Genomic DNA, 16,352 nt, shown 5'->3' with positions numbered 1-16,352 from the left:
TTTGTTAAATTGAAAATTGAACTGTTTAGATTTTCAAGGGTTGGAGGCGATCGTGAACTGGCGCAAATTTCAAATTTTCCCCTGGGTGACAGCATTGGCACTGGTGCTATCGACGATATTAACCGCCTGTGCCTTGCCCCAAGTCAATGCACAAGAGCGCATATTTCTGGGGTTGTCCGTAGAATTTTTAGACGAGTATGAACTGCCGAAACGTCCATTTCAGGATACCCCCGTTGGTGGATTATCCGGCATCACCTACGATCGCCAACGCGATCGCTTCTACGTCATCTCCGACGATCGCGGACATTATGCCCCCGCCCGCTTCTATACCCTTAAACTGAATTTGGATTCTAACAGTTCCGATTCACCTAAAATCGCCAGCGTTGACATCGAATCCGTCACCTTTCTCAAAGGAGAAGACGGCAACCCTTATCCCATTGGTGAAATTGATGCAGAAGGCATCGCCTTTGCCTCCCCCAACAGTGTTTATATTGCCAGCGAAGGGATTGCGCGCAAAGGGTTGGCACCCTTTATCCACGAAATCGACCTAGAAACCGGCCAATTTGTCCGGGATATCACCCTTCCCAAACGCTACATCCCCGATACTGCTGAGAATCAAACCCAAGGTATCCAAGATAATTTAGGTTTAGAGTCCCTCACCCTCAATCCCCGAGGATTTGGGGATGCCACCGTCGATCCCTATCGCCTGTTTACCGCCACAGAAGCACCCCTCGTACAAGATTTAGATGAACTCGATGCCGAACTCCCCCCTAAAAACCGTTTACTTCATTATCTAATCTCCGATGGACCCCCAGTCTTAATTTCTGAAAATCTTTACACCCTGGATGAGAGTATTCGCTGGAGTCTTTACAAAGGATTACCGGAATTATTAGCCTTAGAACAGGGAGGGCATTTGCTCAGTTTAGAGCGCAATTTTGGGTTTCTCGGTTTCGGGGCAAAACTGTTTGAAATTCAAACCGGCAGCGCTACCGATACTTCCAGAATTGCCAGTTTAAAAGGGGAATTGAAGAAGGTTGAACCCATTAAGAAGCGGTTGCTTTTAAACTTACAAGATTTAGGAATTGAGTTAGACAATCTCGAAGGGATGACCCTTGGACCCCGTTTCTCAGACGGCAGTCAAAGTTTAATCCTGATCAGTGATGATAATTTTAATCCGGACCAAGTGAATCAGATTTTATTATTCCGGTTAAAACTCTAGGGTTTTTCCCTGGAGTTTCACTCAGGGGTGTCCCATCTATCGGTTATTGCTTAAAGATAGAATTGATGAATCAGACGCCCCTTACCCCCGGGAATTCCCCACCTTTGAATTAAAAAAAATTAATGCCTTCAGACCCCTGAAGGCATTAATCGTCAATTGATTTATATTCAATTTTCACGGGATCCATAAAAATTCAACCCGTCAACGCTACGGTTCTCCGGATATCCCGGATAAGCCTGCAAATATAGGGTCAGAAAAATCAGTCTGTTTTATTGAGTTCTCGGTGAACTTAGTCTATTATTTTAATCCATCCGCGTTTTACCGCGTGCAAGAGGCGATTAAGTAGTCGATAGTCCGATTCGTTCAGCTCATGATAACTTAATAAGGCAAATTTTAACCTTTGACGATTTGTCTCAGTTATTTCATGATGTTGCCAAACCGAGAAAAACAACTCAGCAATATCGGATTTAGGTAAAGTCTCCGAGCTGTAAACCTTATGCTTTTTTTCAGTATAATTGAAACTGCTTTTAACTGAACATTTAGGGAAGGAAGATTTAGAAAAAGTTAGAGGACTTTCAAGAGCTTGCATAGAAGATTCCTTATGGGTATGAGTATTAAGGTTCCCTTTTTCTCATGGGTTCATCAGTTGAGAGAGGGCTAATTTAGGGAATAAAATTTAAGGGGTCAAGCTTTTGTTAAATCAAATTAAATCGGCTCTAAAGTCTGGGTGATTTGGCTAAAATTTTCGCCAGACTCTGCCATGTTTAGTTGATCCCGGCCCAGAGCAGGATTTACAGTGCTCCACTATATCTAGGATAGTCTGATGGGTTGAAAGCGTCTCTCTATCTAAAGAGGTAACTCTAGGAAATGTTGATCCCTGCCACGCGGATGATTGACATTGGTCTAGTCTATCGAGCATAGTCTGATGGGTCTAAAGCCTCTGTGTCATCTCTATCTAAAGAGGTACTCAAGGGAATGTGGAGGGGATAGGCTAGGCAGAGTTGGTAGGGAGGGTATGAAAAACTGGGATCGGGATTTAGAGGGATTGTTTTAAAGTTTTGTAGGCCGGACTGAGGCAACTTTAGTTAGTCCGACAATCCTTATCTGTCAGTCTTTCAATCTTTTAAAATTTTTGAATACTCGTAGATTAGAGGCTCTAAGGGAGGAACGGAGGGAATCCCGCTAGGCGAGGACAATATTGTGATCGCGATAAGTTGGGGCTGGAAGGAAGAATCTCCGGGGGGATAGTGGATTGCCGATCGCCCTTCGATTACAAGATGTAACGATTTCGTGGATTGTAGCGTAAGTCACTTCGGAAATTTGGTGAATCTTTGTTAAGTTGATAGAGCAAAAACCTTCTCCTATTTTTTTCCGATATGCAAAGCTGTGAAACTTGTAAGCATCGAGGCACTAAGCACTGTCCAGTTCAGAGCAAAGCGCTGATTGTTGGAGAAACCAGCCAACTGACCACCCAGGGATTCTGCGAGCGCTATTCCCCGATCTTGGGTAACTAAACCCTCCTGTTCATGAGTTGGTTGGTAAATCTCCTGTGGAACAAGCACTTAAGGTCTAAACTATCCGATCAAGCGTCGCCATAGCCGGACAATCCATCGCCGCATCCAACGGATCACACCCCCCACTGGACTCGACGATCGCCGCACTGGGGTGGGGTTTGGGACTATCTCGGGCAAGGGAGCCTCCACCGGAGACTGCGTAACCCTATCTGGAGAAGAAACCTCCACAGATGCCTGTGCAGGTTCTGGCGTGATGGTAGGGGCCGGAGGTTGCAATTCTAACGCCCGCTCATAACTGGTGAGGGCTTCTTGCGATCGACCTAACTGTTTCAGGGCGACTCCCCGATCTTTCCACCCCTGCCAATTATCCGGATCCAGGGAAAGGGCGTGATCATAGCTGGTAACCGCTTCCTCATAGCATCCTAATTCCGCTAAAGCACTGCCCCGATCCACCCAAGCTTCGGGATCATCAGGATAGCGTTCCACCATCCGATCGCAGGCGGCTAGTTTGGGATGGTCCAGGGGAACCACCGGCTGACTCGGGACTGATTTGGGTACAATTTCCTGCTCTTGCTGAGCAACCGGGATTTCCACTGGTTCTGGCATCGCCGGTTTGGGACTAGGGGGCCTCTCTTGCAACTTCGCCATCGCCGTTCGTCGCAACCGTTTCGTTTCCCGCCAGGTAGGTTTGAGGACTAAGACGCGATCGTAACAGGCAACTGCTTCTTCATAGCGTTCTAACGCCGCTAACGCTTCCCCTTGGTTATGCCACCCTTGACAATACTCCGGAGAAATCGCGATCGCCCGTTGGTAACTGGCTACCGCCTCCTCATAGCGTCCTAACTCCACCAAAGCATTCCCGAGGTTATTCCACCCTTGGTAATAATCAGCCTGGAGGGCGATCGCCTTCTCATAACTCGTCACCGCCTCTTCATGACGTCCCAAACACTTCAGGGTCATCCCCCGATTATTCCAGGCATCGGCATAGTGAGTATCAAGGTCGATCGCCTTCTCATAGCTCTCTAGCGCCTCTTCATAGCGTCCTAACTGATAAAGAGAACCGGCGCGATCGTACCAGGCTTTCGGATTATTCATCTGGATGACAATCAGACCCTCTTCCTCATTCTTCTGTGCTGAATGAATAGAAGAATTAAAATTATCTTGTGCTTCTTGGCCTGTCATTAACTCACTCTCTCCCTTCGTAAACCCTATCCAATTGAAACACCCTGATGAGAGCAATTCTGCTCACCGATCGCCTTTAATTAATGACTTGATAATCCGCAATTTTCCACTGACCGTTGACCCGGTGTAAATTATACCGGATTAAATTCGTGCCAAAACTAGCGCGATCGCGATCGGCTCGTCCATTTTCATATAGCGTGTAATCTTCCGTCACCCTAGCTTCTAATGTCGCCCGATTCCCTTCCGTCACAAATCGCTCAATGGATTCTACTCGCTGCACCCCATATTGATAAAACGCATTATTATTTTCTAACCAAGTCACCGAATTGAGAGAATCTGCATATAAAATTCCCGTCGTCAGATTCCCCAATAATTCCCGATCAAATGGAGGCGCAAAAATGTTAGCTTTAGCCGTTAACCAGTCCCGCAGCAATGCGGCTGCTTGCCTCTGGGGAAGTACCCCTGTCTCTGGTGTCGGATTCGGAGCCGGATTCGGTGCCGGTGCCGGGGTAGGACGGATGCACCCTGCCTCTTGCAAATTGACCCCTTGTAACCGAGCATCTTGTCGCTGCCAACCACAAGTATTTGCTCCTGTCAACACCGCATCCTTGAGATTGGCTCCTCGGATATCCACCTCCTGTAAATTCGCCTGACTAAAATTTGCCGCTTCTAAGTCTGCGGCAATCAGAATCGCTTCGGATAAATTTGCACTGCGAAAATTGGCATATCGCAAATCCGCATTTCGGAGATTGGCCCCCTGTAAATTGGCTTCCGACAAATCGGCACCGCGCAAGCTCGCCCCTTCTAATTGAGCATCCCGCAAATCGCATCCCGGACAACGATTGGTGTCCAAGAGTTGCTGTAGGTGTGCTGGGTTAGCTGCAGCAACAGGTAAAGCCAACCCCAAGGGGACTAACAGAACCGTGATTTTTCCTACATTTGTGATCAGCATAGACGGGTAATAAGAGTAACAACAGTTACCCGGGTTGACGGAATGAGAGTTCCCGTATCAATGGGAGCCGGTAACATTTCCCCCCGAAAATCAAGCAACTGAACAACAATCAGGTAGGCGATCGCCAGCAAAATGGAAATCGCACCCGTAATGATAGCTATAACTTTAGACCGATCCATTGCATTTTTCCTCTTGCTCCCTATAAACCATTCTATTTCGCAGCCGCAGCAGGAGCAGAAAAAGCCTGAAACCCACAGTTCGTAGTAACGACTTCAGTCGTTCTCCCCAGTTCGTAGTAACGACTTCAGTCGTTCTCCCCCAAAAGTCAACCCCACACCCCCAGAGTCGGAGGAAAAACTCCCCAAACCCCTCTCTTCAAGGCCCCCATCCGTCCTACAATCCGGTGCAATCGGGAGAATCTTGCCCCTGAAAGGATGTAAAATAAGGCCAAATTGGGTAAATTCGGGACAAGATAGAACTAGATTAGGTTGCACGAAATTGGGAAACGGACATGGATTCTGTCGTTGATTGGCCTACCGAACCGATAACCAGTGAGCGCGTGCCAGCGATCGAGACCTTTCAATTGCGAAAGGCTTACCGCACTGGGTTTTGGATGAACAAACAAGTCGAAACCCTCAAAAACTGCACTCTAACGGTGTATGAGGGAGAAACCTTTGGGTTGCTGGGCCCAAATGGGGCCGGGAAAACGACCATCCTCAAAATTTTATTGGGCATCTTGCGTCCAAGTGGGGGTCGCGGGTTATTACTCGGGCAACCTTTAGGCGATCGCGCTGTCCGAGAACGCATCGGTTATCTCCCCGAAAACCCCTATTTTTATAAATATCTAACTGGCTGGGAATTTTTGGCCTTTACTGCAAACTTATTCCAAATTCCTGCCAGTGAGCAGCGCCAGCGCATTCCCGATCTATTGGATCTCGTGGGCATCGCCAAATCTGCCGCTCGTAATAAAATTCTGCGTAACTATTCTAAAGGGATGTTACAGCGAATTGGCATGGCCCAGGCACTGATTAATAATCCCGATGTGGTGTTTTTAGATGAACCCATGTCAGGACTAGACCCCTTGGGACGCTATCAGATGCGGGAAATTATCATTTCCCTGAAAGAACAAGGGAAAACGATTTTTTTTAACAGTCACATCCTCGCTGATGTGGAAAAAATTTGCGATCGCGTGGCCATCCTCGCCCAAGGGGAATTAATTTGCTCCGGTTCCCTCAAGGAATTACTGGGGACTTCTGACCTGTATTTTGTCAAAGGTACCGGGGGGAATTTAGAAGTGCTCAAACAGTGGTTACCCGACTTGGACTTAGAAGACGATCGCTGGCAAGGGCATTTAAAAGGTTCCCCCCAGGATTTCCTCGCCAGCTTGCAACTCATGGGAGGTAAGCTGATTACCATTGACCTAACGGGTGCTTCCCTAGAAGAGTTTTTTGTCCAACAACTGCGCGATCGGGGGATTACCGTCAGTCAATAAATTCACCCTGAAGTTCTTCCCTGTGAAAGAGGGCTTGGGCTGATTTCTTATGTTATTCCTAAACAGAAATCAACAGAAATCCTCATTTTAGGGAGAAATCACTCATGGCTGACTTAATAGAAACCGCCCAGGAACTGGGGCAATTCAAAACCCTGCTCACTTTAGTAGAATCGGCAGATCTCCTGGATCTGCTCAAGAGTCCAGGACCTTATACCGTCTTTGCACCCACGGATGAAGCTTTTGCGGCACTGCCTTCTAATACCCTTGCCAATTTGAGGGAAGATATGAGTAAGCTCAAAAAAATCCTCTGCTATCACGTTTTAAATGGAGACGTGCGGACGGATAATTTGGAGGAATTAGCATCAGCAGAAACGGTGGAAGGTTCCGTGGTGGGGGTTGATACTTCAAATGGCATCCAAATCAATGATGCTAAAGTGTTGAGTGCCGATCGCCTCACGGATAATGGGGTGATTCATGCGATCGACAAGGTACTGATTCCCAGTCTGGTTGCGGTATAAGATAGTCTCTAAAAACCCACACCCTTGCATAGTGGAGCTACAGGGACAAAGCCCGCCTGCGCGGGCTAGTCTATAAAAACGACTTTTCATAGCTGGATATGGGAGCAGAGGCGATCGCATTCAGGAACCCCACCCCCTCAACTCTCTCCATCCGCTTTAGGGGCGATGCCTCCTTGCTCGCCCCCATCATTTAACCCAAAATGCACCCACTGCGAGGGGGTACAGTTAAACTCATCTGGTCATCCTGCCAAGACACTTGAGCCTTCCCATATAACAACTTCTCAGGATGAGAGCTCAACCCAGAGACATCCACAGTCTGCTCAGCAGCATTCGTGCCGACATTGACAGCAACAATCAGTTCTTCCTCGGGTAACTGCCTTGCGAAGACATACAGGGTTCCCTGGGCGGATAACACCTTGTAAGTGCCGGTCCGCAAAGCCGGATGAGCCTGACGCAGCGCAATCAGTTGGCGATGATAGTCGAGCACTTCCCGGTCCCAATCTTCTTCCTTGGGAAAACCGCGACGAGAGTCGGGGTCCAGACGACCGGCTAAACCGACTTCATCCCCATAATAGATACTCGGAGCACCGGGAAAGGTCATTAACAGCAGAGTTGCCAAATGCACAGAAGGTTTATCATCTCCGGCGATCGACAGCAGACGTGCCGTATCATGAGAAGCTAGGAGGTTAAGCTGAGTCAGTTGGATTTCCCAGGGGTACATTTCCAACAACTGCTGCATTTTTTCTGCATACTCTCCAGCAAACATGGGAGGGGAGGTTTGGTAGTCCCGGTCCTTGACTTGACTCAAATCAACGCGATCGCCAGCAGTAAAGGCAATGGTGGGTCCGGTAAATAAATAGTTCATCACCCCATCGAATTGGGTGCCATCCAACCAGGGACGGGCATCATGCCAGACTTCCCCTACAATGTAGGCATCGGGATTAATGGCTTTGACGCGATCGCGAAACTCCTGCCAAAAGCCTTCGGTTTTCACCTCAAACGGCACATCCAACCGCCACCCATCAATTCCAAACTTAATCCAATATTCCGCCACCTCCATAATGTATTCCCGCACCTCGGGATTATCATGGTTGAACACCGGCAAAGCCCGATTATCCGCCCAACCGTCATAATTAGCGGGAAAATCACCATTGTAGGGAGATAGAGGCCAACCGTGAATTTTAAACCAATCAACCCAGGGAGAATAAGGACCATTTTCCAAAACATCATGAAAAAAGAAAAAGCCCCGGCTAGAGTGGTTAAAGACCCCATCCAACACGACTTTAATATTCCGGTTATGCGCCTCTAACAACAATTCGCGAAACGCCCCAGTTTTCCCCAACATCGGGTCCACCTGATAGTAATCATGGGTATGATAACGGTGGTTACTCGCCGATTGAAAAATCGGGGTAAAATAAATTGCATTAATTCCCAAGTCTTGCAAATAGTCCAGTTTGTCTACAACGCCCCAGAGATTTCCTCCTTTATACCCTTGCAGGGTAGGAATAGCGTGCCAATCTTCCCAACGACTATGCTTCAAAAGTAGCTCACGAGGCTGAGTCCCTCGGGCGAAGCGGTCCGGAAAGATTTGATAAAAAACCGCGTGTTTTACCCAATCGGGTGTTTGAATTTCCATAGATTTTCTTATGCCTCCACCGACAATGCTACAATCGTGGGCGGACAAAGGGATCTAACCTCCGGTAGAAAATTTCGCCCCAATATTGCGGGAGGTTAAGAAAAGTAAAGTTTTATTAAAATTTCCCTAAATCATCCGGGTCTTCGGCTAGAACCACGTATAGACGATTTAACTCTGAGAATAGGAATTTTAAATCAATGGTTACTCTTCGCATTCAGGAACTAGCCGAAGCCAAAGGAATGACCCTGGAACAACTCAGCCAAGGTTGCGGAGTGGCAATAGAAAAAATTCAAAAATATGCAGCGGATTGCATTCACATTCAAGAAGAAACAGCTCCCGATATCAACAAAATTGCAGAGACCTTAGAAATTTCAAGTCTAGAATTATTACAGACGCCTACAGATATTCCTATTTTAGTCAAGCTTAAGATTGTCTACCAGCTTGAATCAAATAATTTGACCTTAGAAGATTTAAGTGAAAAAACTGGTATTCATATTTCAGTTTTGGCATTTTATACCACTCAGCTTCTCTATCTTTCAAAAATATCGGAGCCTAAAATACAAAAAGAATTGACAAAAATTTCTGAGGTTTTAGGATGTACTAAAGATATTTTAATACGAGAGCAAAAAGAGGTTTTTTGGGGCCGTTTTGATATAGACGCCTTTATTAAAAGCCAGGGACTCACCGAAAAAGAGTTTATTTTAATTACAAATATCTCTTCAGATTGTATTGATTTATTAAGAACCCAGCCTGTAAAAGTTTCAGTTCCTCCTACCACATTCTCAAGAGAAGGGGGGGTTCCCTATTCAGCTAGTAATATGACAGACATCTGGTGTTCAACCCTAGGACAATTTATTACGATCGGTGAAAAATGTCCACCTAAAACTAAGGAAAAAAATGACGTTAGGGCTAGATATCCGAGGAAAAAAATCTGAAAACATTATTAGCAAAACTGATTTTTCCTATAGCCAAGCAGGACATCAGCTTTGGATGAAAATATTATTGCTGATTGTAGGGGGTACTGTAGGTTCCCTTCTAGTAAGCATTATTCCAGTCATTTCAGGTTTTTTTCTGCAATTAATTATTAACGATATTATAATCAATCAGTTTTGGATATTCCGAGGGTTCTATGCCTTTGTCTTCTTTCTATATATCAGCGCTCTTGTTTTAACGATAACACAGGGTTTTAATAGGCTTTTATTTCTCCTGGTCATAATCCCTACTTTAGGTTTTACTATTGTTGCTATTATTTTAGGCTTTGATGAGGGAATTTTAATTCTTATACCCTTTCTTGGGGTAAGCATAATAATAGGACTACTTGGAGCTATTTTTATTGCATTTTTATTAACTTTCAATCGCCTTGTGTGGGCTATGAAAGGGCTAGTTTTTACATTTACTATTCAACTTATAGGAGTTTCCTTCCTGATCATAGAACGTGACTTCACAACTAAATCTCCGTTCAACCTGATTGCCTCGACTTCAGTCCTAATTACTGGTGCTATCCTTGCCCAAAAAGCCTTGAAGGGTGACCTTAAATTTGCTTGGATTCGAGAACAAGCAGTGTTTTGGGCTGCAACTGGGGGAACGTCTTTCTATGGATGTAACCTTACGGATGCTTGCTTTGATGGTGCAGATTTGCCTCATACGGATTTCAGACAAGCTAAATTGACTCGCGCTAGTTTTGAAGGCGCAAAAAGACTAGATTTGTCTCGCCTCCAAGGGACAATTCTTGAACAACCCAAAGTTAGAAAATTACTGACTTCTAAAATGGGAGTTGAGGGAGATTATACTGGCGTAAACTTCAACGGAGCAAATTTGCAGGGTGCAAATCTAACGGGGGCAATTTTAACCGAGGTTCAGGCATTAGATGCGGATTTTTCAGGGGCTACTCTAACTGACGCCTGCATTCAAGAATGGAATATTAATAAGAATACTCGCTTTGAGAATGTCCTCTGCGAAAAGGTTTATCTGAAATGTACGCGCAAAGGGAATGGAACCTTCATTCTCTCGGAACCTAAGCCTGATAATGGAACGTTTCAACCGGGAGAATTTGAAAAATGGATTAGGGAAATCCAAGACACGGTAGATTTAATTTTCCAAAAGGGTTTAAATTGGAAAGCGTTTGCCTTTGCGATGACCCAAACCGCTATCGATAACGAGGGGTTAGATTTATCTCGCTATCAGATAGAACATAAAGGGGATGGGGTGATGGCGGTGAAAGTTGGGGTTACCTCAGAGGCTAACAAAGCGGAAATCCATCAGGGAATAGTTAACAACTATGACTCGGCGGTTGAATTGCTCGATCGCGGTGCGCCTTTGTTTTTACAGGCGAAAAATAACCAAATTGAAGAAATCCGCGACTTGCTGCGATCGCAATGGCAAGAATTTAGAGAATTGGTGAATGTCTTCTCTGAGGCCAATCGGTCTATATCCATCCACGGTGAAGGCAATCGAGTTTATATTTTAAAACAAGCAGGAGACATCATGGAAACCAAAAGTGAAGGGTTCAACGTCGGCGGTAATTTTGCGATCGGTGGAGATAACATGACCATGACCGGCGCTCAACTTACATTAGGGGACCTCACGGGTCAAGTGACCAATACCATTCAGGAACTCCACGACGTTCAATCCGAAAATGGTCAAGATTTAGTCAATATTTTGACCAATTTGCAACAATCGATTACCACGGATCCGGCCCTAGGGGAAAATCAGCAGAAACGGGCGCTCAAAGCGGTGGAAACCCTCGCCAAAGAGGGGAAAAAGCCGCCAGAAGAGCGGGACCAGGATATTGCAGGAATGGCTTTAGATGCGCTGCAAGGAATCTCTGCCACCGTGGGTCATGCCAGCAAACTGGCTGAATTTGCCGAAAAATATCTACCCACTCTGAGTAAGCTATTTGGGCTGGTTGGCTAGTTTTCTGGGTCGATAGAGGGGTTAGAAACCGGGTTTCTGTAACAAATCTCTGGCTATTAGCAACAAATTAGGGCAAGAAACCCGGTTTCTTGTCCTGTGTTTTTAATCCTGTAAGGTCGATAGAGGGGTTAGAAACCGGGTTTCTGTAACAAATCTCTGGCTATTGGCAACAAATTAGGGTAAGAAACCCGGTTTCTTGTCCGAACGAAGCGGTAGAGGACCGATCGCCCTTCCCAAAACCACCGCGTAGTTCCTGGCAGAACCCGGTCCGAAGTGTTCTACAATACTCCGTGCGGGTTTAAACCGCAATCCGTTTAGCGCTCTGGCTAGAACTTGTCCTCAGCCCATAAATTTAGGAGAAATTATAACGATGTCTGGTGAAATTTTCACAACAGCCTCTTTAGCCTTTGCCTTAGTCATGGTCGGTTTAGTCCTCGGGTTCGCCTTACTCAAAATTCAAGGCGCAGAAGAATAAGCCCCTTGTTTGGGCCGATCGCCCCCAACACCCAACCCCATCCATAAAACAAGCGATCGCCCTCCTGAATCCTCAAGAAGGCGATCGCTTGTTTTATCCTTGCAAACCCTCGAAACCCGCACCCTAAAGGGTGGGGCTATACGGACGAAGCCCGCCTGCGGGGGCTACTCTATAAATCAGTGAGCACTGGACACTTCAACCGGGGGACTATCGGGCTCCGATCGCAAACTGTCTGCTGTGCTTTTGATAAAACTAGCCAGAGGCACTGCAATCAGAACCCCCAGGACTCCTCCCAACTTCGCACCGATCAACAGGGAAATTAACACCCAGACTGGATTAAGACCCGTAAATCCTCCCAACAATCGCGGTGCCACTCCACTTTCGATACTTTGCTCGATCGCCACGGACACAATTAAAACTTTCACCCCCAGCCAAAAATTATTAAACGCAACTAAGATACTCACCAAACTAATACTTAAACCAGCCCCAAACGGAATGAGGCTCAACACGCCAACCACTAAACCGAATAACAGACCAAACGGAACCCGCAACACCAAAAACGCTAAAGTCATCGAAACTCCCATTAAAGAAGCCACCGTGACTTGACCCACAAAATAATTATGGAAATTTTTGCCGAGAGAGAACCGCATCTCTTTTGCCAGACGGGGAGGTAACCATTGTAATAAGCCCTCCCAAAGGCTACGTCCGCGCCAGAGCATATAGAACGTCAAGATAACAGTCACCACCACATCAAAGATGCGACTGACCGTATCCACAGCAAAACTGAGGACTTGACCCGTGAGATTTTGCAACTGACTCGACAAGCGTTCCGTCAGTTGAGTGCTCAATCCACTGAGATCTACCGGCCAATTGCGGGCGATCGCCATTTCCTGCAGGGTCTGGAGTTGCGCGGCACCGGATTTAATCCAAACCGGCAAACGATTGGCTAACTCCGTCAATTGTTCTAAGGCGATCGGCACCAAGGTGATCCCCAACCCCACCAAAGTCAGTAAGGTCAACAGAAACACCAGAATCACCGCTGGGGTATGTTTGGCCCCATATCGCTCTAGTAGATTCACCGGGTAATCCAAAATAAACGCCAGCAACGAGGCGGCAAGCAGGATACTGATGATCTTGTCAAAATAATCAAACGCCACCAGCAACAGCCAACTGTTGAGGAAAATTAAGGGGAAGGCGAATCCCAAAGTCAACCATCGAGGCATTGTTTCGCTGATTTTCATAATGAGAACATTGAACTGGGGATACTGAAACCCCAAAGAAGGCATCTTTTTAGTATCGTAGATGAGTGACCAGAGGGTTTGCTGAAAACACCCAGAGGCGTTTGTAGCGCCCACCCTATTCTCGAATTCTACCGAATCCTCTCAGACTGGTTGTAAAGTATCGTAAATTTCTAGAATAGAGATGCCATATCCTAAATCGCTTGGAGTTTTCACCCCTGGCGATCGCAATTGATATTAGGACCCCTAAAGCGTGAATATAGACACTATCCAAGATATTTTTGAGAAAGGCGGCGTATCCATGTGGCCCTTGTGGCCCTTATTAATTTTATCCATCCTCGCCGTCGCCACCATTTTAGAGCGCAGTTGGTTTTGGGCAACCGTCGTCAGCAAAGAAAAAGAAACGGCTAACCGCGTCCTAGAAGCAGCGCGATATGATTGGCGAGTCGCCCAAGAAGTGGCCCGACAAGCCAGCAAGCGCCCGATCGGACGCTTTCTCCATGCCCCTTTGCGCTTACAAAATGCCGATCCCGAAGTCTTTCGGTTAGCATTAGAAGCCGGGGCAGAAGAAGAAATCGCCACTATGCGCCGGGGTGATAAAGTATTAGAAGCAGTCATTGCTTTAGCACCTTTACTCGGGTTACTCGGGACCGTTCTGGGGTTAATTGAATCCCTCGGTTCAATCCGCTTGGGAGACATCGGCACGGGAGCCACCGCTGGAGTGACCACTGGCATCGGTGCAGCCCTAGTTAGTACCGCATTTGGTCTAATCGTGGCCATTACGAGTTTAGCCTTCTATCGTCTATTTCAAGGTTTGCTAGTTAACCAGGTCAAAATTTTCCGCAAATGTGGGAATGAACTGGAGTTGCTGTATCGCCAGTATTGGAGCCAAATCCACCACAATCGCAGTGGTGCGCCAGAAACTCCCGCATCTTGGGCAAGCAGAACGGTCCCAGACAGTGGGTTCACAGTTAAACCCGAAGGGTCTGTGAATCATAGTAAAGGCTACCCAGAAATAGGGGATCAGCCCCAGGATAGAACGAACAAGATTGATGGCTTGAATTCCTCGGACCAGTCGAATTAAGTTAGATGAAGCGGGGGGAATTCCTGCCGCTTGCTATTTTTTACCCCTTTGGAATTTCTGGGAGGCGATCGCCGGATGAAGATTAACTATGAGTCAGAAATGGAAGAAGCTCGCATCGAGTTGATTCCGCTCATCGACGTCATCTTTTGTATTTTGACCTTTTTTCTCCTAGCGGCATTGCAACTGACCCGCCAACAGGCGGTGAACGTCGATTTGCCACAGGCGGAGACGGGGACGGTACAGATGCAAGAGTTGAAACTGTTTGTCAGCGTGGACCAACTGGGACAAACTTATGTGGATAGACAACCCGTCACCCGGGAGCAACTGTATCAGTTATTGTTGACTTATAAAAGAGCTAGACCCGAGGGGTTGATTGTGCTTTCGGCGTCGAAGATGGCCAGTTATAATGACGTGATGCAGGTGCTGGATTTGCTGAGGTCCGTAGGAGGCGATCGGGTTGCCCTAGCCACCATCCCCAGTTCCGGCGACCTATTCGAGCTACCTGGTGGCGATCGGCCCGATAATGGTTTGGGAGCGCCCAATCTGCTAGTTCCTGAAACAGGCGGGGACAATGCGCCAGGTACGGGCGGCACAGGAGAAGGGAATTAACCCATCAAGGGTGACTTTCCTTTTAATCATCTCAATTCGGGAAGTAGAATCATCCCATATAAAATTATTCAACCTATCTGGAATCTAGGGGTCTAGGCTAAATGGAAGAGCAAAATTCAGAATTGCTAGAAAAAATTCGTCATCAATTTGATACAGGGCCTTATCCTCGCCACCCGATAGAAGCCTCTCCTCAAGGTAATAATAATTTTTTATTTATTCACAACATCGTTACTCCGTTTTATCTTCGTAATAAATCGGTGGTCAATCCTCAAGGAAAAGTTATTTTAGATGCAGGATGTGGAAGTGGTTATAAAGCTTTAGCATTAGCTGCAGCCAATCCGGGCGCGAAAATTGTCGGGATAGATCTATCAGAAGAATCGGTCAAGCTCGCTCGAAAACGACTGGCTCATCATGGAATTGAAAATTCCGAATTTCACTGCTTAAGTATCGAAGAACTTCCGAAATTAGGCCAGACATTTGACTACATAAATTGCGATGATGTCCTCTATCTTCTTCCGGATTTAGTATTAGGCTTGCAATCTTTAAAATTAGTGCTTAAGCCCCAGGGAATTATCCGAGGAAATCTTCATAGCTTATTTCAGAGGGGGGTGTATTATCGCGCTCAAGATGTTTTTAAAATGATGGGTTTAATGGAAAGCAATCCTGGAGACATGGAGATTGCTATCGTCCAAGAGGTGATGAAGTCTTTAAAAGATGACATTTATTTGAAACAAACGACCTGGAAGACTTCGCGAGAAAACGATCCAGAATTTTATTTAGCCAATTATTTGTTACAGGGAGATAAAGGGTACACCATTCCTGAGCTGTTCGCCAGTTTGAGTGCAGCTAATTTAGAATTCATCAACATGGTGAACTGGCGGCATTGGGACTTGACCGAGCTATTTCAATCTCCCGATGATTTGCCGACCTTCCTGGCGATGAGTTTACCCGGGCTGGAAATAGAAGACCAGTTACATTTATTTGAATTGTTACAACCGATTCATCGGTTATTAGACTTTTGGTGTGGTCATCCCAACCCTGCTGAACCGTTTCTGCCGGTGGAGGAATGGACCGAATCTGACTGGGACACTACAAGGGTGCATCTCCATCCACAGCTAAAAACTGCCCAAGTTAAGGAAAACCTAATTGACTGTATTGGATATCAAAGACCTTTTGAGGTGAGCCGCTATCTCTCTGCGCCAACGGTAATACCGCTAAAAGTGGGCAGTGGTATAGCGTCCTGCCTCCTCCCCTTATGGGAAGGCCCCCAATCCGTTCCATCCTTAGTGGAACGCTGGCTGAAAATTAGACCACTCAATCCGGTAACCTTAGAGCCAGTCAGCCAGAACCAGGCATTTCAAGAGGTGGTGGGATTTTTGAGTAACCTAGAAGTGTTTCTGTACGTGCTTTTGGAACGTTTAGCTTGAGAAAGAAAAAATTTTTCCCCGAGGGTGATATCAAATGCTCTGAAGCTGGGTAAGTTATTTCCAGGAGTTAGAAATCAAGCATCCCACACATCC

General features: G+C 46.4%; 14 protein-coding genes. 9 read left to right on the top strand and 5 right to left on the bottom strand.

Annotation, left to right across the window (positions count from 1 at the left end):
* Positions 1 to 16: 16 nt before the first annotated feature.
* Complete coding sequence (locus NG795_RS16205; RefSeq protein WP_367289689.1) at positions 17 to 1,219, top strand: esterase-like activity of phytase family protein; 1,203 nt, start codon at positions 17 to 19, stop codon at positions 1,217 to 1,219.
* Positions 1,220 to 2,793: 1,574 nt separating this feature from the next.
* On the opposite strand, the gene NG795_RS16200 is transcribed toward NG795_RS16205, so the two are convergent.
* From NG795_RS16200 to NG795_RS16190, 3 genes are all read right to left on the bottom strand, one after another.
* A complete protein-coding gene (locus NG795_RS16200) occupies positions 2,794 to 3,915 on the bottom strand; it encodes a tetratricopeptide repeat protein (RefSeq protein WP_367289688.1) in 1,122 nt (373 codons plus the stop codon).
* 76 nt (positions 3,916 to 3,991) lie between these two features.
* On the bottom strand, positions 3,992 to 4,867 hold the full coding sequence (locus tag NG795_RS16195) for a pentapeptide repeat-containing protein (protein WP_367289687.1): 876 nt from the start codon (positions 4,865 to 4,867) through the stop codon (positions 3,992 to 3,994).
* Positions 4,861 to 5,046 (bottom strand): hypothetical protein, encoded by a 186-nt coding sequence (locus NG795_RS16190; RefSeq protein ID WP_367289686.1) that lies wholly within the window; start codon positions 5,044 to 5,046, stop codon positions 4,861 to 4,863. The genes NG795_RS16195 and NG795_RS16190 overlap by 7 nt, the downstream gene beginning before the upstream one ends.
* Positions 5,047 to 5,378: 332 nt before the next feature.
* Between NG795_RS16190 and NG795_RS16185 the strand changes: the two genes are divergently transcribed.
* Positions 5,379 to 6,359, top strand: coding sequence for an ABC transporter ATP-binding protein (locus tag NG795_RS16185; protein WP_367289685.1), 981 nt, complete (start codon positions 5,379 to 5,381; stop codon positions 6,357 to 6,359).
* A 104-nt stretch (positions 6,360 to 6,463) separates the two neighbouring features.
* Complete coding sequence (locus NG795_RS16180) at positions 6,464 to 6,877, top strand: fasciclin domain-containing protein (protein ID WP_367289684.1); 414 nt, start codon at positions 6,464 to 6,466, stop codon at positions 6,875 to 6,877.
* Positions 6,878 to 7,067: 190 nt separating this feature from the next.
* Here NG795_RS16180 and NG795_RS16175 read toward each other — a convergent pair whose 3' ends face one another.
* Positions 7,068 to 8,513 carry a glycoside hydrolase family 13 protein gene (locus tag NG795_RS16175; protein WP_367289683.1) on the bottom strand — a complete coding sequence of 482 codons (1,446 nt, stop codon included), beginning with the start codon at positions 8,511 to 8,513 and terminating at the stop codon, positions 7,068 to 7,070.
* Between the two features lie 197 nt (positions 8,514 to 8,710).
* On the opposite strand from NG795_RS16175, the gene NG795_RS16170 reads away from it, so the two are divergent.
* The 3 genes from NG795_RS16170 to petM all read left to right on the top strand — a co-directional run bounded on the left by NG795_RS16170 (position 8,711) and on the right by petM (position 11,901).
* Complete coding sequence (locus NG795_RS16170; RefSeq protein WP_367289682.1) at positions 8,711 to 9,448, top strand: helix-turn-helix domain-containing protein; 738 nt, start codon at positions 8,711 to 8,713, stop codon at positions 9,446 to 9,448.
* Between the two features lie 436 nt (positions 9,449 to 9,884).
* A complete protein-coding gene (locus NG795_RS16165) occupies positions 9,885 to 11,426 on the top strand; it encodes a pentapeptide repeat-containing protein (protein ID WP_367289681.1) in 1,542 nt (513 codons plus the stop codon).
* A gap of 370 nt (positions 11,427 to 11,796) precedes the next feature.
* Positions 11,797 to 11,901: a cytochrome b6-f complex subunit PetM gene (gene petM, locus NG795_RS16160; protein WP_254566717.1), complete on the top strand. Its 105-nt coding sequence runs from the start codon at positions 11,797 to 11,799 to the stop codon at positions 11,899 to 11,901.
* Between the two features lie 176 nt (positions 11,902 to 12,077).
* Here the strand turns inward: petM and NG795_RS16155 are convergent, their stop codons facing one another.
* The gene (locus NG795_RS16155) at positions 12,078 to 13,142 is read right to left on the bottom strand and encodes an AI-2E family transporter (RefSeq protein WP_367289680.1); all 1,065 of its coding nucleotides are present in this window, start codon (positions 13,140 to 13,142) and stop codon (positions 12,078 to 12,080) included.
* 298 nt (positions 13,143 to 13,440) lie between these two features.
* Here NG795_RS16155 and NG795_RS16150 point away from each other — a divergent pair, with 298 nt between their 5' ends.
* The 3 genes from NG795_RS16150 (at position 13,441) to NG795_RS16140 (ending at position 16,259) form a co-directional block, all read left to right on the top strand.
* Positions 13,441 to 14,223 (top strand): MotA/TolQ/ExbB proton channel family protein, encoded by a 783-nt coding sequence (locus tag NG795_RS16150; RefSeq protein WP_367289754.1) that lies wholly within the window; start codon positions 13,441 to 13,443, stop codon positions 14,221 to 14,223.
* Between the two features lie 30 nt (positions 14,224 to 14,253).
* A complete protein-coding gene (locus NG795_RS16145) occupies positions 14,254 to 14,832 on the top strand; it encodes an ExbD/TolR family protein (RefSeq protein WP_367289679.1) in 579 nt (192 codons plus the stop codon).
* A gap of 101 nt (positions 14,833 to 14,933) precedes the next feature.
* Entirely contained in the window at positions 14,934 to 16,259 is a 1,326-nt protein-coding gene (locus NG795_RS16140) for a class I SAM-dependent methyltransferase (RefSeq protein WP_367289678.1), read from the top strand.
* The last annotated feature ends 93 nt before the right edge of the window (positions 16,260 to 16,352 follow it).

It is taken from the genome of Laspinema palackyanum D2c (assembly GCF_025370875.1).
Taxonomy (GTDB): domain Bacteria; phylum Cyanobacteriota; class Cyanobacteriia; order Cyanobacteriales; family Laspinemataceae; genus Laspinema; species Laspinema palackyanum.
This window is presented reverse-complemented; position numbering and strand designations above follow the sequence as displayed.

Excerpts from the sequence above, each read along its gene's own strand:
- NG795_RS16200 (WP_367289688.1), bottom strand. The coding sequence starts at position 3,915 with ATGACAGGCCAAGAAGCACAAGATAATTTTAATTCTTCTATTCATTCA.
- NG795_RS16195 (WP_367289687.1), bottom strand. The coding sequence starts at position 4,867 with ATGCTGATCACAAATGTAGGAAAAATCACGGTTCTGTTAGTCCCCTTG.
- NG795_RS16190 (WP_367289686.1), bottom strand. The coding sequence starts at position 5,046 with ATGGATCGGTCTAAAGTTATAGCTATCATTACGGGTGCGATTTCCATT.
- NG795_RS16185 (WP_367289685.1), top strand. The coding sequence starts at position 5,379 with ATGGATTCTGTCGTTGATTGGCCTACCGAACCGATAACCAGTGAGCGC.
- NG795_RS16180 (WP_367289684.1), top strand. The coding sequence starts at position 6,464 with ATGGCTGACTTAATAGAAACCGCCCAGGAACTGGGGCAATTCAAAACC.
- NG795_RS16175 (WP_367289683.1), bottom strand. The coding sequence starts at position 8,513 with ATGGAAATTCAAACACCCGATTGGGTAAAACACGCGGTTTTTTATCAA.
- NG795_RS16170 (WP_367289682.1), top strand. The coding sequence starts at position 8,711 with ATGGTTACTCTTCGCATTCAGGAACTAGCCGAAGCCAAAGGAATGACC.
- NG795_RS16165 (WP_367289681.1), top strand. The coding sequence starts at position 9,885 with ATGAAAGGGCTAGTTTTTACATTTACTATTCAACTTATAGGAGTTTCC.
- petM (WP_254566717.1), top strand. The coding sequence starts at position 11,797 with ATGTCTGGTGAAATTTTCACAACAGCCTCTTTAGCCTTTGCCTTAGTC.
- NG795_RS16155 (WP_367289680.1), bottom strand. The coding sequence starts at position 13,142 with ATGAAAATCAGCGAAACAATGCCTCGATGGTTGACTTTGGGATTCGCC.
- NG795_RS16150 (WP_367289754.1), top strand. The coding sequence starts at position 13,441 with ATGTGGCCCTTGTGGCCCTTATTAATTTTATCCATCCTCGCCGTCGCC.
- NG795_RS16140 (WP_367289678.1), top strand. The coding sequence starts at position 14,934 with ATGGAAGAGCAAAATTCAGAATTGCTAGAAAAAATTCGTCATCAATTT.